This is a genomic window from Streptomyces sp. SN-593 (genome assembly GCF_016756395.1).
Classification (GTDB): domain Bacteria; phylum Actinomycetota; class Actinomycetes; order Streptomycetales; family Streptomycetaceae; genus Actinacidiphila; species Actinacidiphila reveromycinica.
This window is the reverse complement of the sequence record NZ_AP018365.1, coordinates 3,618,996-3,634,746: the sequence shown is the minus strand read 5'-3', so window position 1 is coordinate 3,634,746 and position 15,751 is coordinate 3,618,996. Positions and strand designations below refer to the sequence as shown.

General features: G+C 73.8%; 8 protein-coding genes, 1 tRNA gene and 2 pseudogenes. 7 read left to right on the top strand and 4 right to left on the bottom strand.

From position 1 onward, the window contains the following. Positions 1 to 52 precede the first annotated feature (52 nt). Complete coding sequence (trmB, locus tag RVR_RS14970) at positions 53 to 826, bottom strand: tRNA (guanosine(46)-N7)-methyltransferase TrmB (RefSeq protein WP_430393234.1); 774 nt, start codon at positions 824 to 826, stop codon at positions 53 to 55. Positions 827 to 1,127: 301 nt separating this feature from the next. Beyond that, positions 1,128 to 2,543, bottom strand: coding sequence for an NsdA family TPR-like regulatory protein (locus RVR_RS14965; RefSeq protein WP_202234323.1), 1,416 nt, complete (start codon positions 2,541 to 2,543; stop codon positions 1,128 to 1,130). Between the two features lie 867 nt (positions 2,544 to 3,410). Here RVR_RS14965 and RVR_RS14960 point away from each other — a divergent pair. The 5 genes from RVR_RS14960 to RVR_RS14940 all read left to right on the top strand — a co-directional run bounded on the left by RVR_RS14960 (position 3,411) and on the right by RVR_RS14940 (position 11,535). Next, the gene (locus RVR_RS14960) at positions 3,411 to 5,789 is read left to right on the top strand and encodes an asparagine synthase-related protein (protein ID WP_202234322.1); all 2,379 of its coding nucleotides are present in this window, start codon (positions 3,411 to 3,413) and stop codon (positions 5,787 to 5,789) included. A 427-nt stretch (positions 5,790 to 6,216) separates the two neighbouring features. Continuing rightward, positions 6,217 to 7,443 carry a DNA polymerase III subunit delta' gene (locus tag RVR_RS14955; RefSeq protein WP_202234321.1) on the top strand — a complete coding sequence of 409 codons (1,227 nt, stop codon included), beginning with the start codon at positions 6,217 to 6,219 and terminating at the stop codon, positions 7,441 to 7,443. A 510-nt stretch (positions 7,444 to 7,953) separates the two neighbouring features. Continuing rightward, positions 7,954 to 9,342, top strand: coding sequence for a hypothetical protein (locus RVR_RS14950; protein ID WP_202234320.1), 1,389 nt, complete (start codon positions 7,954 to 7,956; stop codon positions 9,340 to 9,342). A gap of 340 nt (positions 9,343 to 9,682) precedes the next feature. Then, positions 9,683 to 11,293, top strand: coding sequence for an alpha/beta hydrolase (locus RVR_RS14945; RefSeq protein WP_202234319.1), 1,611 nt, complete (start codon positions 9,683 to 9,685; stop codon positions 11,291 to 11,293). 165 nt (positions 11,294 to 11,458) lie between these two features. Continuing rightward, positions 11,459 to 11,535, top strand: a tRNA-Thr gene (locus RVR_RS14940). A gap of 43 nt (positions 11,536 to 11,578) precedes the next feature. On the opposite strand, the pseudogene RVR_RS14935 reads toward RVR_RS14940, so the two are convergent. Next, a pseudogene (locus RVR_RS14935) lies at positions 11,579 to 12,349 on the bottom strand (tyrosine-type recombinase/integrase); the annotation flags it as partial. A gap of 183 nt (positions 12,350 to 12,532) precedes the next feature. Between RVR_RS14935 and RVR_RS14930 the strand changes: the two are divergent. Together RVR_RS14930 and RVR_RS14925 are read left to right on the top strand one after the other, a co-directional pair. After that, a pseudogene (locus RVR_RS14930) lies at positions 12,533 to 12,964 on the top strand (transposase family protein); the annotation flags it as partial. 292 nt (positions 12,965 to 13,256) lie between these two features. Then, positions 13,257 to 14,447 (top strand): IS110 family RNA-guided transposase, encoded by a 1,191-nt coding sequence (locus tag RVR_RS14925; protein WP_202234318.1) that lies wholly within the window; start codon positions 13,257 to 13,259, stop codon positions 14,445 to 14,447. A gap of 8 nt (positions 14,448 to 14,455) precedes the next feature. Here RVR_RS14925 and RVR_RS14920 read toward each other — a convergent pair whose 3' ends face one another. Beyond that, entirely contained in the window at positions 14,456 to 15,694 is a 1,239-nt protein-coding gene (locus RVR_RS14920) for an IS256 family transposase (protein ID WP_202234317.1), read from the bottom strand. Positions 15,695 to 15,751: the final 57 nt, after the last annotated feature.

The window sequence follows — 15,751 nt, the reverse complement described above, 5'->3', positions numbered from 1 at the left end:
GGGGTGGGGCGGCGGCGCGCGAGGGTACGGGGCAACCCGGCGGGGCGCGGCCTCAGGTGCGCACGAAGAGCAGGTCGCGCACCACGTGGCCCTTCGCGAGGCCGGCGCGCTCGAACTTCGTCAGGGGCCGGGACGGCGGGCGCGGCGCGAAGGTGTCGCCGGAGCGGTTCACCAGCCCCGGGGCGGCGGTCAGCACCTGGAGCATCTGCTCCGCGTACGGCTCCCAGTCGGTGGCGCAGTGCACCACGGCGTCGGGCCGCAGCAGCGGCGTGACCAGGGCGAGGAACTCCGGCTGTATCAGCCGCCGTTTGTGGTGCTTGGCCTTGGGCCACGGGTCGGGGAAGTACACCCGCAGCCCGTCCAGCGAGGCGGGCGGCAGCATGTCGCGCAGCAGCACGATCGCGTCGCCGTTGGCCACCCGCACGTTCGTCAGACCGGAGCGGTCGGCGAGGGCGAGCAGGTTGCCCTGGCCGGGGGTGTGCACGTCGACCGCGAGGATGCCGGTGCCGGGGTCGGCCGCGGCCATCGCGGCGGTGGCGTCGCCCATGCCGAAGCCGATCTCGACGACGACCGGCAGCCGGCCGCCGTCCGGGGCGGGGAACAGCTCGGCCAGGTCCAGGGGGGAGCCGTCCAGCTCCACGCCCCAGCGCGCCCAGTGCCGGTCTATCGCGGCCTCCTGCGCCTTGGTGAGCCGGCCGCGCCGCGCGTGGAAGCTGCGGATGCGGTGCTCACCGCGCGACCCCGCCGGGTCGGGCGCGGGCCCGGCCGGGAACTTCACGGCGGGGGCAGGTGCGGGGGCAGGTGCGGGGGACGGCGTCGACACAATGCCGTCGATTCTACGGGGGCGGCGGCGGGCGGCGGCGGCCCCGCCGGACGTGACCTTGCGGACACGCGGCCGCGGGGCCCGGCGGAGGGGTGCGCCCGGGCGGAGCGGTACGTCCCGGCGAGGCGGCGCGGCCCCGCCGGGGCGGCCTCGGGCACGCGGCGCCGCACGGACGGCGGCGCGCCGCCGTGCCCGCCTCACCCCGCCCCACGCCGCCCCGCGCCGAGGCCCGGTGCGCGCGTCGATGCCCCCGCTGTCTCGCGCCGATACCCTGCTGTCCCACATCGACGCCCCGCGCCGAGCCCTACGCCGGGGCCGCCAGCAGCGGGCGGGCCCGCTCGCGCAGGTCGAGCACCTGCGGGTCGTCGTTGTACGGCTCCAGGCGGTGCAGGAGGTCGCGGACGTACTCCGTGGTGCGGGCGGAGGAGATCCGCCCAGCCACCTCCACCGCCTTGACGCCGGCCGCGCAGCACGCGTCCAGGTTGCCGGACTCCAGTTCGGCGACCGCGGAGACCACCAGGCGCAGACCGTGCGAGCGGACGAACTCCTCGGTGGGCTTGGCCAGCGCCTGTTCGGTGAAGCGCTGCACCTGGCGCGGCAGGCGCAGGTCGCGGTAGCACTCGGCGGCGTCGGCGGCGAGCCGGTCGTAGGAGTAGAAGCCGAGCCAGCTCGGGTCGGCGTCGCCGGTGCGGGCGCGCTCCAGCAGTGCCTCGGCGGCCGACAGCGAGGCACCGCAGGCGGCGGCCTCGCCGGCCTTGGCGTGGGCGCGGGCCTCGACCAGGTGGAAGAAGCTCATGGTGCGGGCGGTGGCCAGGCCGCGGTTGCGCTCCAGGGCCGCCTGCGCGAGGTCGACGCCCTCGTCGGAGAAGTTGCGGTAGGTGGCCTGGAGCGACATCGACGCCAGGACGTAGCCGCCGAGCGGCACGTCGGCGGCGGCGCGGGCCAGCCGCAGCGCCTGGATGTAGTACCGCTGCGCGGCCTCCTGTTGACCGGTGTCGAAGGCCATCCACCCGGCCAGCCGGGTGAGTTCGGCGGTGGCGCCGAACAGCGAGCGGCCGACGTCGTCGCTGTAGGAGCCCAGCAGCAGCGGCGCCGCCTCCACCCGCAGGCACTCCGGCACCATGCCCGAACGCCAGTCGCCGCCGCCGTACTTGGAGTCCCAGCGGCGCGCGTCGTCGGCGGCCTCGCGGAGTTTGGTGACGTCGGCGTGGCCGACGTGCGCCATGCCGGGGGCCGGCGCGTCCCGGGCCACGGTGGCGTCGGCCGGGGTGATCAGCCAGCGTGAGGCGGGAGTGACGTAAGCGCTCACTGCGAAGGATCCGGCCAGGGACTGCCAGATGCCGCTGCCGCCGGGGCCGCGCCGCCCGGCGAGATCCAGTCGCCACAGGTCGGTGGCCGATTTCACCGCCTCCCCGACGTCCCTGGGGAAGGCGAGGCCGACCTCCGGCGCGGGGTCGGCGTCGGCCAGACCTATCTCGTGCAGCGGCACGGGACGGCCGAGTTTGCTGCCGATCGCGGCGGCTATCAGATGGGGCGCGGCGCCCTGCGGCACCATGCCCTTGGTGACCCAGCGGGCCACCGACGTCTTGTCATAACGCAGCGTCAGACCCCGTTGCGCGCCTAGGTCGTTGACCCTGCGGGCGAGTCCGGCGTTGCTGATGCCCGCCATGGCGAGAAGGGTGCCGAGCTTCTCGTTCGGCCCGCGGTGTTCTCTGTTCACTGCGGTTCACCTCGTGATGCCGCTGGGGGCAGGCCGGCTTGGCCTGGTGATGTCATGGGGTACGGGGGTCGCCCTCCCCTGGAGCCCGATTCGGCCACCGCGGCGGCCGCAGGGCGGCCGGTACGGTACTTGCGCCGGGCACCCGTGCCGCGCTTACGTGTGCGAACCGGGTACACCCAGCGTAGTTCGCCGCATCCCGACCGTTAAGAGGCTCGGGCCGGATGGCCGGAAACGGACGGGTGCCCCCGGGCGCCCCGCGCGCGACGCGCGCGCGATCCGGCGTGTGCTCCCGGTATATGTGGCCGTGCGCCCGGCCGTGCGCTCTGTGCCGTGGTGTCCCGGTCGCGGTTGCATGGCGGCATGGGTCGGCCCGCGGGCCACGGCAGGCGGCTATGCCGGGGTGGAGCGGGCCAGGGGGTTCCGCTGCCACAATCCCCGCGGGTGGCGGACCGGCCCGGGCGGCGTCCGAACGCCTCCCGGGCCGTTGACCCCGTGGCCGGTTCTGTAAAGGCGATTCCAGGGCGGCCGACGGGTCCGGGACACGTTCCGTGACCGTCGCCGATCACCGCGGACGATGTGCCGGGCACCGCCGGGGCATATCAACTGCGGCATGTGCCGTGGACTTTGGCGCGAACCAGACGTTTCGCCACCAGGTCGCGGCCGGCCGGCGCGCACGCCGGTTCGGGTGGTTTTCGTCCCCGGGCCCGCGACGCGACCCGGCCCGCGTTGGTGCACCCGTGCGCCTCCTTGCGCGCTTCCACGTGGCAGCATGGTCTTTCGGACGTCAGACGTGGCGGCCCGGCGGGGTGAGCGGCAGCAGCAGCGCGACCGGACCACGCCGGCTGTTCACAGCCTGTGGAGGCGGCGATGCGGTGGTTGGTGGGGTGGAGCAGTGCCACCGCGGGTCCGTTGCCCGGTGCGCGGTCCCGCGCGCTCCATCCCGTCGGCGCGCAGTTGTTGTGGGGCGACCCCGATCCGCTGTGGGCGGTGGGGGACTGGCGTCCCGACGAGGTGCGCGTGGTGCACGCGGACCCGGGAGCGAACGCGAACGGCCGCTCCTGGGGCAGTGGTTCGCCCGGATACCCGCCCGGGTACGGGTCCGCCGCCGCGGCCGGATCCGGCCCCTACGGCGGTGCCGCCCACGGCGCGGGAGCGTACGGCGCCGGCTACGGGGACCCCGACGGCCACGGCGGCGGCGACGGTCACGGCGTCAACGGAGCCTACGGCGCGGGGTTCAACGGCAACGCGCACGGCGTGGCCCGGCTGGCCGTGCTCGGACGGTGCGGGGCCACCGACGCGGAACTGCGGCTCGGCCTGGTCGCCGCCCGCGGCGGCGCGCTGCGGCACGTCACCGCGTGGCCCGGCAGCTACACCGCGGTGCTCCAACTCGGCCGCCGGATCACGGTGCTGGGCGACCTCGCCGGCGCGCTGCCGGTCTTCCACACCCGCTGGCGGGACGGCACCGCGTACGCCACGGCCGCGCTCCCGCTGGCCGACCTGATCGAGGCCGGCCTCGACGTCACCCACCTCGCGGCCACCCTGGCCTGCCCGGACGCCCCCGAGGCACTGCTCGACGGGACGCCGTACCTGGGCGTGCGGCGGGTGCCGCCCGGCCATGCGCTGATCCTTCGCGACGGCGCACCCGAGATCACCGGTTACGAGCCCACCGCGTCGTTGGCCGCCGGCCACCAGCCGGCCAGCGCGGCCGACGGGGCGGCCGCCGTGGAAGGCGTGCGCGACGCGCTGCTCGACGCGGTACGGGTCCGGCTGGCACAGCCGCGCTTCGTGCCCGACGGCGCGCTGGACGGGGCCGGCCCGGCCCCCGGCATCGGCGCGGACCTGTCCGGCGGCATCGCCTCCTCCACGCTGGCGCTGCTCGCGGCCGGACTGCCCGGCATGCCCGGCACACTGCCCGGCGCACCGGGGTCGCTGGCCGGGGAGCGGCTGCTCGCGGTCACCTTCAACGACCTGGTCGGCGGGCACGGCGACGCGGACGGCCGGCACGGCGCCCACGGCACCGCCGCCGAACTCGAACGCGCCCGGGAGATGGGCGCCGACCCGCGGCTGCGGCACATCGTCGTCCCCGGCGGCCCCGAGGCGCTGCCCTACGCCGACCTGGTCTCCGGCTGGGCCGAGGGCTCCGGCGGGCTCGGCGCGCTCACCGACGAGCCCGGCCCCGCGCTGGTCAGCGCCGAGCGCCACCGGCGGCGGTTGGCCGCGGGCGGCGCCGACCACCTGATCGGCTACGGCGCCCGGCAGGTGCTCGACGCCCACCCCGCCCGGCTGGCCGACCTGCTGATGGACCGGCGCCGGCGCCACCTGCTGCGCCCGGTCGCCGCGCTGACCCGGGCGGACGGCGGCGGCACCCTCACCGGTTCGCTCACCTCCGTGACCGTCCCGCTCACCGTCTACCGCTCCGCGCGCCGGCTGGCCCGTACGCCCTACCGGCAGGGCGTCGAGGACGTCGCGACGGCGCTGCTGCGCCGGGACTTCGGCCTCGGCGGCCCGGACGGCCCGGACGGGGGCGCGCTGTCCGCGTCGCTGGCCGCGATGGCCTGGGTGCGCTCCGGGCCGGCGGCACGCTGGCTGACCGGGGAGGCCCTGGCCGAAGTATCGGTTCGGCTCCAGGACGCGGCACGCCGGCCCTGGCCGCTGGAACGGCCCGGCGAGCGACGCGCCCGCGCCGCGCTGGCCCGGCACGCCGCGGACTACCGGGTGCTGGAGCAGGCCGCGGCCGTACCGAGCCAGCGGCTGCACGCGCCGTTCCTCGACAACCAGGTGGTGCGCGCGTGCCAGGCCCTGCCGGGCGCGCTGCGGGTGCGGCCCGGGGCGCGGGCGGAGGTGCTGCGGGTGGCGCTGTCGGGCGCGGGGGTGCACGGGCTGCCGCACGGGTGGGGCGGCGGGTCGGCGGCGGCCGCCGGGTCCTCGGCGGTCCGGGTCGGGCTGCGCGCGGCACTGGACCCGCTGCTCGACCTGTTCGAGGCGCCGCTGCTCGCGGACGCGGGGCTGGTCGACGCGAGGGTGCTGCGCGGGGCCTTCCGGGCGGCGGCCTCGGCGGCCGGCGCCGAGGGGGCGGACTCCGCGGCGGGCGGCGCGCGGGTCCTCGCGCTCGAAGGGCTCGGCGAGATCGTGGCGACCGAGCTGTGGTTGCGGCGGCTGCTGGGGCGCCGCGGGTCGTGCTGGACGGGTGCGGACGCGCCCGAGCAGCGGGCGCTGGCCGGGGGAGTCCAGCGGCTCACCCTGTGAGGAGGGCGCTCGGCGGTTTCGTGGGGGTGGGGCGGGAGCGGGGCGGGTGAGGCGGGGCTGGGCGACCGGGCGGAGGTGCCCGGGGGACGCGGGGGGAATCGGGGGTGCCCCGGGGAAGCGGGGGGACGCGGGCGATGTGCCCGGACGGGGCGGAGGTGCCCCGGGGATGTCCAGGGACGCGGGCGGAGCTGCCTGTCATGGGCCCGGAGACCGCCGTACGCCCTGCCGTGCGGCCGGACTGTCCGGGGCGTCCCGCAGAATGGGGGAGCGGTCGGCACCGCCGTACGGTCGCCGCCCGCGGCAGGGGTACCCCGGAGGCACCCGGATACCTCCGGGCACCCCGGCGGTGCCCGGACGTATCCGGGGACCAGGACACGCGCAGACGCCGTACGGGCGGATGCCGGACGTGAGGCGAGGTGCGGTCGCGATGGCCGTCTGGGACGACGTGGTGGGCCAGCCCGCCGTGGTGGCCGAACTGGCGTCGGCCGCCCAGGCCGCGGACGCGCTCGTGACCGCCGACCACGGCGAGGGGTGGCAGCCCGGCCCCGCGGCCAACGCCTCCCGGATGACGCACGCCTGGCTGTTCACCGGGCCGCCCGGGTCCGGCCGCGCCACCGCCGCGAAGGCGTTCGCCGCGGCACTCCAGTGCGTCAGCCCCGACCGCAAGCTCGGCGCGCCCCCCGGCTGCGGCTTCTGCGACGGCTGCCACACCGCCCTGATCGGCACCCACGCCGACGTGGAGACCGTCCGTACCGACCTGCTCACCATCGGCGTGAAGGACACCCGCGACCTGGTCCGCCGCGCCTCGCTCTCCCCGGCCGGCGGACGGTGGCAGGTGATCGTCCTGGAGGACGCCGACCGCCTCACCGAGGGCGCCGCGAACGTGCTGCTCAAGGCGATCGAGGAGCCGGCCCCCCGTACGGTGTGGCTGCTGTGCGCGCCCTCCGTCGAGGACGCGCTGCCCACCATCCGCTCCCGCTGCCGGCTGCTGACGCTGCGCACCCCCTCCCCGGAGGCGGTCGCCGAGGTCCTCACCCGCAGGGACGGCATCGACCCGGACCTCGCCGCCCGCGTCTCCCGCTCCACCCAGGGGCACATCGGCCGGGCGCGCCGGCTGGCCACCGACGAGGGCGCCCGCGCCCGCCGGGCCGGCGTCCTGCGCCTGCCGCTGCGCGTCGCCGACATCGGCGGCTGCCTGCGCGCCGCCCAGGAACTCGTGGACGCCGCGGGCGAGGACGCCAAGGCCGTCGCGGAGGAGGTCGACGCCAAGGAGACCGAGGAACTGCGCGCGGCCCTCGGCGCCGCCTCCGGCAGCGGCGGGCGGATGCCCCGGGGCACCGCCGGCGTGATGAAGGACCTCGCCGACCGCCAGAAGCGCCGCGCCACCCGCACCCAGCGCGACACCCTCGACCTCGCGCTCACCGACCTCGCCGGTTTCTACCGCGACGTCCTCAACCTCCAACTCGGCGCCTCCCCGGACCGCGTCGCCAACATCGAGGTGCTCGACGGCATCGAGCGGATCGCCTCCTCCTCCCGGCCCGAGCAGAGCCTGCGGCGCATCGACGCGGTGCTCGCCTGCCGCGATGCCCTCGACCGCAATGTGGCGCCCCTGCTCGCCGTCGAGGCCATGACCCTGGCGCTGCGCGCCGGTTGACCCGCCCCGGGGTGCGCGGGTGTGCTGGTGGCCCTGCTTGCCGGTTGGCCGGGGCGCGCGGGTGCGCTGGTTGCCCCGCTTGCCGGGGCGTCCGGGTGACTTGGGTGCCGTTCGGACATAGGCCGGCGCGGCACCCGGGTGCGCCGGTGGTCCCGCCCACCGCCGCCCCTGGCGTCCGGGTGGCTCGGGTGCCGTCCGGGCACTCACTGCCCCTGCACCCGGCAGGCCGACGCTCGGCCACTTCCGCACCCGGCAGGCCGGCGCCCGGGCGGACCGCCGACGTCGGCGCGCTGTCCGGCCGGAGCCGCGAGCCGCTTGCCGCCGTCAACCCGTCACGTTCACCCGTCACCCGCCCGCGCACCCGTCCGGCTGTCCTGCCTTCGGGTGATCACGGCGCCCGAGCGCACCCGGGTCCCGCCGGCCGGGCGCCCGCGGAGGCAAGGTGCAGGCAGCGTCCCCGCCGCTTGCCGTGTCCCCGTGGGGCCGCTGCCGTCCCGGAAGGGCCCCGCCGTGGCCGACGCCGTACTCGTCCTCCTCCTTCTGCTGGCGCTCGGCGCGACCGCGCTGCTCGCCGTGCGGGCCCTGCGGCACTGGTACGGCCAGCGCGCCGGCCTGGTGTATGAGCTTCCCGTCGACCACCGGGGCACCCTGCTGCGCGCGGGTGCCTCGGGCGCCACCGCACTGCTCGCCGCGACCGTCGCCGTACCGCTCCTGCACGACGTCGGGGCCGCGCCGGTCCGCACCCGCGCCGTGGCCGCCCGCGCACCCCGGCCCGCGGTCGTGCCGCCGTCGCCCACCGGCACACCGGAAGCCGTACCGCCACCGCCGGAACCGCGGGTCCTCGGCCACCCCGCGGGCGGCACCCTGGAGGAACTGCGCGACGGCACCCGGGTGTGGCTGCCCCGCCGCTACACGACGCCGTCCGCGGCCGACATCGCCTATCCCGTGGTCATCGTCCACACCTCCTCGGCCGGCTCCTCCGCCGGATCGGACCTGTACTCCGCGTTCGACGGCCAGGCGAACCGCGGCCGTGCCAACTCCTTCCTGCTCGTCGCTCCTCCCCGCTGTCCCACCGACCCGGCGGCCCTGCTCGCCGAGGTGGCCGCCCGCTACCGCACCCTGACCGCCCGCACCGCGCACGGCGTGATCGGGTTCGGCGCACAGGCGCCCTGCGCCGTCCGCGAGGCGCTGTCCCACCCGGACCGCTACGCGGCCGCCGCCGGCGTCTCCGGCGACTACCCGGCCATCGCCCGCCCGACCGGGAGCTACCCGCCACTGCTGCTCGCCGCCTCCACCGCGGAGACCCGGCAGCGCGCCTCCGCCGTCCGGCTGCGGACCTCGCTGCGGGCGAGGGGCGACCAGGTCAGGGTCTTCGACGGAGGACGGCGGCCGCAGGACCTGGCGGCGCAGGTCGCCGCGTACCTCACGGAGAAGCTGGACGGGCCGGCCCGTACCCCGACGGCGCACCTCACCCCGACGCCCGGGTCGCCGTTCGCACCGGGCGCCACCCCCACCGCGTCCGCCACCGTCACGCCCGGCGGCACCCCGGCCACGACGCCACCCGCCGGGAAGCCCGCTTCCCGGACACCCGCGGTCAGCGCGCCGGCCACCAAGCCGCCCGCCGCCCACGAGCCGGCCGCCCACCAGCCCGTCGCCCGGAAACCCGCCGCCCGGAAACCCGGCGCCACGCCGCCTTCCACCAGCAGACCGGCCCCGGCTCCCGGTACCCGGGGCGGCACGGCGGCCCACCCGTCCACCGGCACACCCCACTCCGACCCCGCACCGGCCTCCCGGCCGGCTCCCGAACCCACCGGCAAAGCCACCCCCGAACCCGCCTCCGCACCCGCGCACCGCACCTCTCCGCGCACCGCCTCCGCACCCTCACCCGCCGCCCACTGACCCGCCACCCGACCGCCCCCCGCCGCAACCCGACCGCCCCCACCGCACCCTGACCACCCGCCGCACGGGCCTCCGCATCCGCGCCCGCTCCCACCTGGGCGCCCGCTCCCTGCTCCGCGCACCCACCTCCGCGGCCCGGCCCACCCCGCCTACCTCGCCGACCCCGCTGCGGACCTCCGCACCCCGCCCCTCACACAGCGTTCATGCCCACCCCCTTCCTCGTCACACCTCGTCACCGCCCGTAAAACCCCGAATCACTCAAAAGGTGACAGGGTTGGTGAACTTCGGCACCCCGCGCCGGATACGCTCGCACCACCCAACGGGAGGACCCGAGCCGCCGATGCCAGCCGCCAAGCACCCCAAGCGCCTGCTCCGCATGCCCGCGACCGTGATCGCGGTGACCGGACTGCTGCTGTCCGCCTGCTCGGGAGGGGGCGGACACAAGGCGGCCGCGGTCTCGCCGGGAGCCTCCGGAACTTCCGGATCGTCCTCCACGGCGGCCGGCTCGTCCGCGCCGTCCGCGGGGTCGTCGTCGGTGCCCGCGGACCTGACGTCGTACTACCGGCAGAAGATCGGCTGGCACAGCTGCGGGGTGGCGGGCTTCGACTGCGGCACGATGAAGGTCCCGCTGGACTACGCCCACCCCGTGGCCGCCGACGACCTCAAGCTCGCCGTCGCCCGCAAGAAGGCCACCGGCAAGGACAAGAAGCTCGGCTCCCTGCTGGTGAACCCCGGCGGCCCCGGCGGCTCCGCGATCGACTACCTCCAGTACGCGGCCCTCGGGTACCCCTCCGCGGTCACCTCGCGCTACGACATGGCCGCCGTCGATCCGCGCGGCGTCGCGCGCAGCGCACCCGTGGAGTGCCTGACCGACAAGCAGATGGACGCCTTCAGTTCCGTCGACACCACCCCCGACGACAGCGCAGAGATCAAGGCCCTCTCCACCGCCGACCGGAACTTCGACAAGAGCTGCGAGCGCCGTTCCGGCAAGCTGCTCGGCCACGTCTCCACCGTCGACTCCGCCCGCGACATGGACGTCCTGCGCGCCGTCCTCGGCGACCCGAAGCTCAACTACGTCGGCAAGTCGTACGGCACCTTCCTTGGCGCCACCTACGCCGGCCTGTTCCCGAAGAACGTCGGCCACATGGTGCTCGACGGCGCGATGGACCCCTCGATCAGTGCCGAGGAGAGCAGCCGCACCCAGGCGGGCGGCTTCCAGGTGGCCTTCGACGCCTTCGCCAAGGACTGCGTCGCCCGCTCCGGCTGCCCCCTCGGCACCACCTCCGTCGCCGACGCCGGCAAGCGCCTCACCGCGCTCTTCACGTCGCTCGACGCCCACCCCCTCCCGACCGGCGACGCCGCCCGCCCGCTGACCGAGGCCCTCGGCACCACCGGCGTGATCTCCGCGATGTACGACCAGTCCGCCTGGCCGAGCCTGCGCAGCGCCCTCACCGACGCCACGAAGGGGCAGGGCGACGCCCTCCTCAAGCTCTCCGACAGCTACTACGAGCGCGACGACACCGGCAAGTACAGCAACCTCATGTACGCCAACGCCGCGGTCAACTGCCTCGACCTCCCCCCGGCGTTCACGTCCCCGGCCGCCGTGGAGAAGGCCCTGCCCTCCTTCCGCAAGGCGTCCCCGCTCTTCGGCACCACGCTGGCCTGGTCCTCCCTCGGCTGTGCCTACTGGCCGGTCGCCCCGACCGGCCACGCCGCCAGGATCACCGCGAAGGGCGCCGGCCCGATCCTGGTGGTCGGCACCACCCGGGACCCGGCGACCCCGTACGCCTGGGCCAGGTCCCTGGCCTCCCAGCTCAGCTCCGGCCACCTCCTCACCTACGACGGCGACGGCCACACCGCCTACGCCCTCGGGTCCTCCTGCGTCGACTCCGCCGTCAACGCGTACCTGCTGGCCGGCACGGTCCCGCCCGCCGGCAAGGTGTGCTCCTGACCCCCCTCCCGCTGCTCCCCGGCGGCCCCCCACGGCCCCGCCCACGGCCCCCCACCAGCCCCTCCCCATGATCCCGCCGCGGTCCCGAGCACCCTCCGGAACCCTGTAGACTTTGCCCCGCTGCTGCTGACACCCTTGTCCGCAGCGGTGCACCACCCGCAGCAAGCCGCCTTAGCTCAGTTGGCCAGAGCAACGCACTCGTAATGCGTAGGTCTCGGGTTCGAATCCCGAAGGCGGCTCCACGAAACCCCAGCTCAGACCGTGTCTGAGCTGGGGTTTTCTCGTTCAGCGGATGCGACGGCGACGGCGGGCCCGGTCCGCGCGGGTGTCGGCGGTCTCAGTTCTGGTCTCATTCGTGGGCCCGGGTTGGGGCAGGAACATGTCGCCCATCCGGTGCATGGCTGCCTTGCTGAGGTGCGACCGCCCCTTGACGTAGCGGCGCGTCTGGCTGATCTGCGTGTGCCGCAGGATCTCCATGATCGTCACGATGTCGACCCCCAGCTCGTTCAGGATCGTGCCGGCCGTGTGCCTGCTGCCGTCGTAGAGGCGACGGGCGTCGATGCCCGCTTCGGTCAGAAGATCCTGGAACTCCTCGTAGTCCTGGCGCGGATCGAGCGGCCGGCCGTCGGGCCGGGTGAACACGGCGTCGTGCTCTTGCCAGGCTTCGCCGGCCGCGGCCCTCGTCTCCTCCTGTTGTGCCTTGTGCTGGCGCAGGTGCGGGATAAACGGCGACGGGATCGGCACGGCGTTGCGGCTCTTCTTTGTCTTCGGCCGCGTGAACACCAGGCCACCACCCTTTCGTTCCGGGCACGCGCTCGCGTGCCTTGTGCATGTCGGAGGGCAGGGCTTCGGGCATCCGCGCTTGTATCCCTTGTGGGTGGTGCACTCGGGCGGGCAGACGTGGAACCGGTGCAGCCGCTCGCCGCACGCATGCGGGTCGTCGCAGCCGTGTCGCCACGTAGGCCGCTGGAGTTGCCACTGCGGGTGGAACAACTCGGCTTCGAGATCGACATACGCCCACCGGAGACCGAGGCATTCCCCCTGCCGGAACCCCATGCGGTCACGTCCGCTGGAGTGGTGTATCGACGGCCACTCGGTGGGGTCTGTACGGTCTGGCCCTGTCTCACTTTCGGTGGTGACGGAGAGTCGTGAGGGTCGTTGACCTAGACGAGTAGTTCCGATGTCTCGGGATTCGCGGTTTCGGCCCCGGGCAGCAGGAAGGGTGTTCAGCATCGGGTTGTGACGACCGAAAAACTGAACACCCTTCTGACGGCACTGTACGTGCTGGTCGATGATCATCTGCCGAAAACTCGGCGGCTGGGCCGTCCTCCACGCCTGTCCGACGCGGAACTCGTGTGCCTGGCCGTTGCCCAGGTGCTGCTCGGCTTCCACTCCGAGGCCCGTTGGATCCGCTTCGCCCACGCCCACCTGCGGCCGATGTTCCCCGGCCTGCCCCAACGCCCGGCCTACAACAAACGCCTCCGCGCAGCCCGACCACACATACAGCAGGCAATCCGCACCCTGGCCCAGCACAGCGACCTGTGGCCCGACCCGGTATGGATCACCGACTCCACCCCCGTGGAGTGCGGCCGCTCCCGCGACACCGCCCGCCGCTCCGCCCTGGCCGGATGGGCCGGCTACGGCTACTGCGCCTCCCACTCCCGCTGGGGTCACGTCCGTGGGAGTGGTGTATCGACGGCCACTCGGTGATCTTGTTCTGAGGTTATGCGGTCCTACCTTTTTCGTGGGTTGGACGGGCCATCGTAAGGTCCAGAGGCCCAGAGACACCGGGCATGGCTTCTATGCGGTTGCCCTCGATGGTTCCACTCACCTGGCCGCCCGGTGTCTCACGACGACTCGGCCGCTGATTAGGAGCTGCGAACGCCTCCGAGCGGATCGCTGAGTAGGACCGCGCCGGCGAGGTCGTCCGGGAGAACAGCACATCGAACGACTGGAGGAACGGGTGGCCCAGATTTGGGCAGGTACGGACATCGGAAAGACCCATCACCATTGCGTGGTTCTGAACGCGGAGGGCGAACGACTGCTGTCGCGGCGCGTCCTGAACGACGAGCCAGAGCTGCTGGCCCTGCTCACCGACGTACTTGCCCTTGATGAGGATGTGGTCTGGGCGGTCGACGTCGCTGATGGCATGGGCGCCCTGTGGATCAGCGTGCTGCTCAACCACGGCCAGCACCTCGTCTACATACCCGGCCTGGCCGTCAATCGGGCCTCGGCCGGCTACCGGGGCATGGGCAAGGCCGACGCCAAGGACGCCACCGTCATCGCTGATCAGGCCCGGATGCGTCGCGACCTGACAGTTCTGCGGTCGGACGACGCACAAGCCGTCGAGCTGCGGGTCCTTACCAGCCGCCGGGCAGACCTGAACGCGGACCGCACCCGCAGGATCAACCGCCTGCGCGGTCAACTCACGAGCATCTTCCCTGCCTTGGAACGGGTCCTTGACCTGACCAATCTCGGACCACTGATCCTTCTGGCCGGCTACCAGACCCCCGCCGCCCTTCGCCGGACCGGCGCAAAGCGGCTGGCGACCTGGCTGCGCAACCGCAGCGTGCGCAGTCCCGAGGCCCTCGCCGAGGCCGCCTTGGAAGCAGCCGAACGCCAGCACACCGCCGTCCCCGGCCAGAAGATCATCGCCCAGGTGATCCACACCCTGGCCAAGGAGGTGATGAGCCTCAACGAGCAGATCAGCGAGATCGACAAGATCATTGCAGCCCGGTTTCGCGACCACGAACTCGCCGAAGTGATCTCCAGCATGCCTGGCATCGGCCCGCTGTTGGGCGCCGAGTTCCTCGCGGTCACCGCTGGCGACATGAGCCGCTACGGCACCGCCGACCGCCTGGCCAGCCTCGCCGGAGTCGCTCCGGTCCCCCGGGACTCGGGCAACATCAGCGGTAACCTGCACCGGCCCAGGCGCTACCACCGCGGCCTGCAACGTGTCTTCTACACCTCCGCGCTCATCAGCATCCGCAGCTGCGACGACTCGCGCCGTTTCTACGAACGCAAGCGGGCTGAAGGCAAGAGGCATACCCAGGCAGTTCTCGCTCTGGCCCGTCGGCGCGTAAATGTCCTGTGGGCTCTCATCCGTGACGGACAGTGCTACCAAGCCAGCCTCCCCGTCACCGATACGGCTTGACAACATCATTAGGAGGTGAGTGCGGTCGGCAGGTCCATCTTGTCGGTTTGTGACTCGTTCGGGGTGGGGCGGGTTTTGGCGAGCAGGTCGCGGCTCATGTAGCGGCGGGCTTCGGTCCATTCGTCGTTCTGCTCGGCCAGGACTGCGCCGATCAGGCGGATGACGGCGGTGCGGTCGGGGAAGATCCCGACGACGTCGGTGCGGCGGCGGATCTCCTTGTTCAGGCGTTCTTGGGGGTTGTTGGACCAGATCTGCCGCCAGATCTCACGGGGGAACGCGGTGAACGCCAGCAGATCGGCCTGGGCTGTGTCGAGGTGCTCGGCGGCCTTGGGGAACTTGGTCTCCAGGGCGTCCAGGACGTGTCGCATCTGGGCCTGGACGGCGTCGGTGTCGGGCTGCTCGAAGACGGTTCGCAGCAAAGTCGCCACCCAGGGCTGGGCAGATTTCGGGACCTGGCTCAGCAGATTCCTGGCGTAGTGGGTGCGGCACCGCTGCCAGGACGCGCCGGGCAGAACCGTGCCGATCGCGGCCACGAGGCCGGTGTGGGCGTCGGAGACGACGAGCTGGACACCGGAAAGACCGCGGGCGGTCAGAGATCGCAGGAACGCCAGCCAGCCGGCGCCGTCCTCGGCGGTGGCCACGTCCAGGCCGAGGATCTCGCGGTGACCGTCGGCGTTGACTCCGACCGCCACCAGCGCGTGGATGTTGATGATCCGGCCTTCTTCGCGGACCTTCTGTGTGAGGGCGTCGACCCGGACGAACGCGTACGGGCCGGCGTCCAAAGGTCGGTTCCGGAACGCGGTGACTTGCTCGTCCAGGTGCTTGGCCATCGCGCTCACCTGTGACTTCGACAGTTGGGTGACGCCGAGGGACTGCGCGAGTTTCTCCACGCGACGGGTAGAGACGCCCAGGAGGTAGGCGGTCGCGACGACCGAGATGAGGGCCTGTTCGGCCCGGCGGCGGCGTTCCAGCAGCCAGGTCGGGAAGTAACTGCCTGACCTCAGCTTGGGGATTGCGAGTTCTACCGTGCCGGCGCGGGTGTCCCACTCGCGCGGGCGGTAGCCGTTGCGGTGGTTGACGCGTTCGTCGCTGACCTGCCCGTATTCGGCGTTGCACATCGCGTCGGCCTCCGCCGACATGAGCGCGTCGGTGAACGTCTTGACCATCGCGCGCAGCAGGTCGGGACTCGCCGCGGCGAGGTTGTCCTCGGTGAGGGCGTGCAGGGGCAGACTGTTTGGTGCGGTCATCGTGCTGATCTCCTTCGAGGCTTAGTCACTTCGAAGATCAGCCGGTGGCCGTCTTTC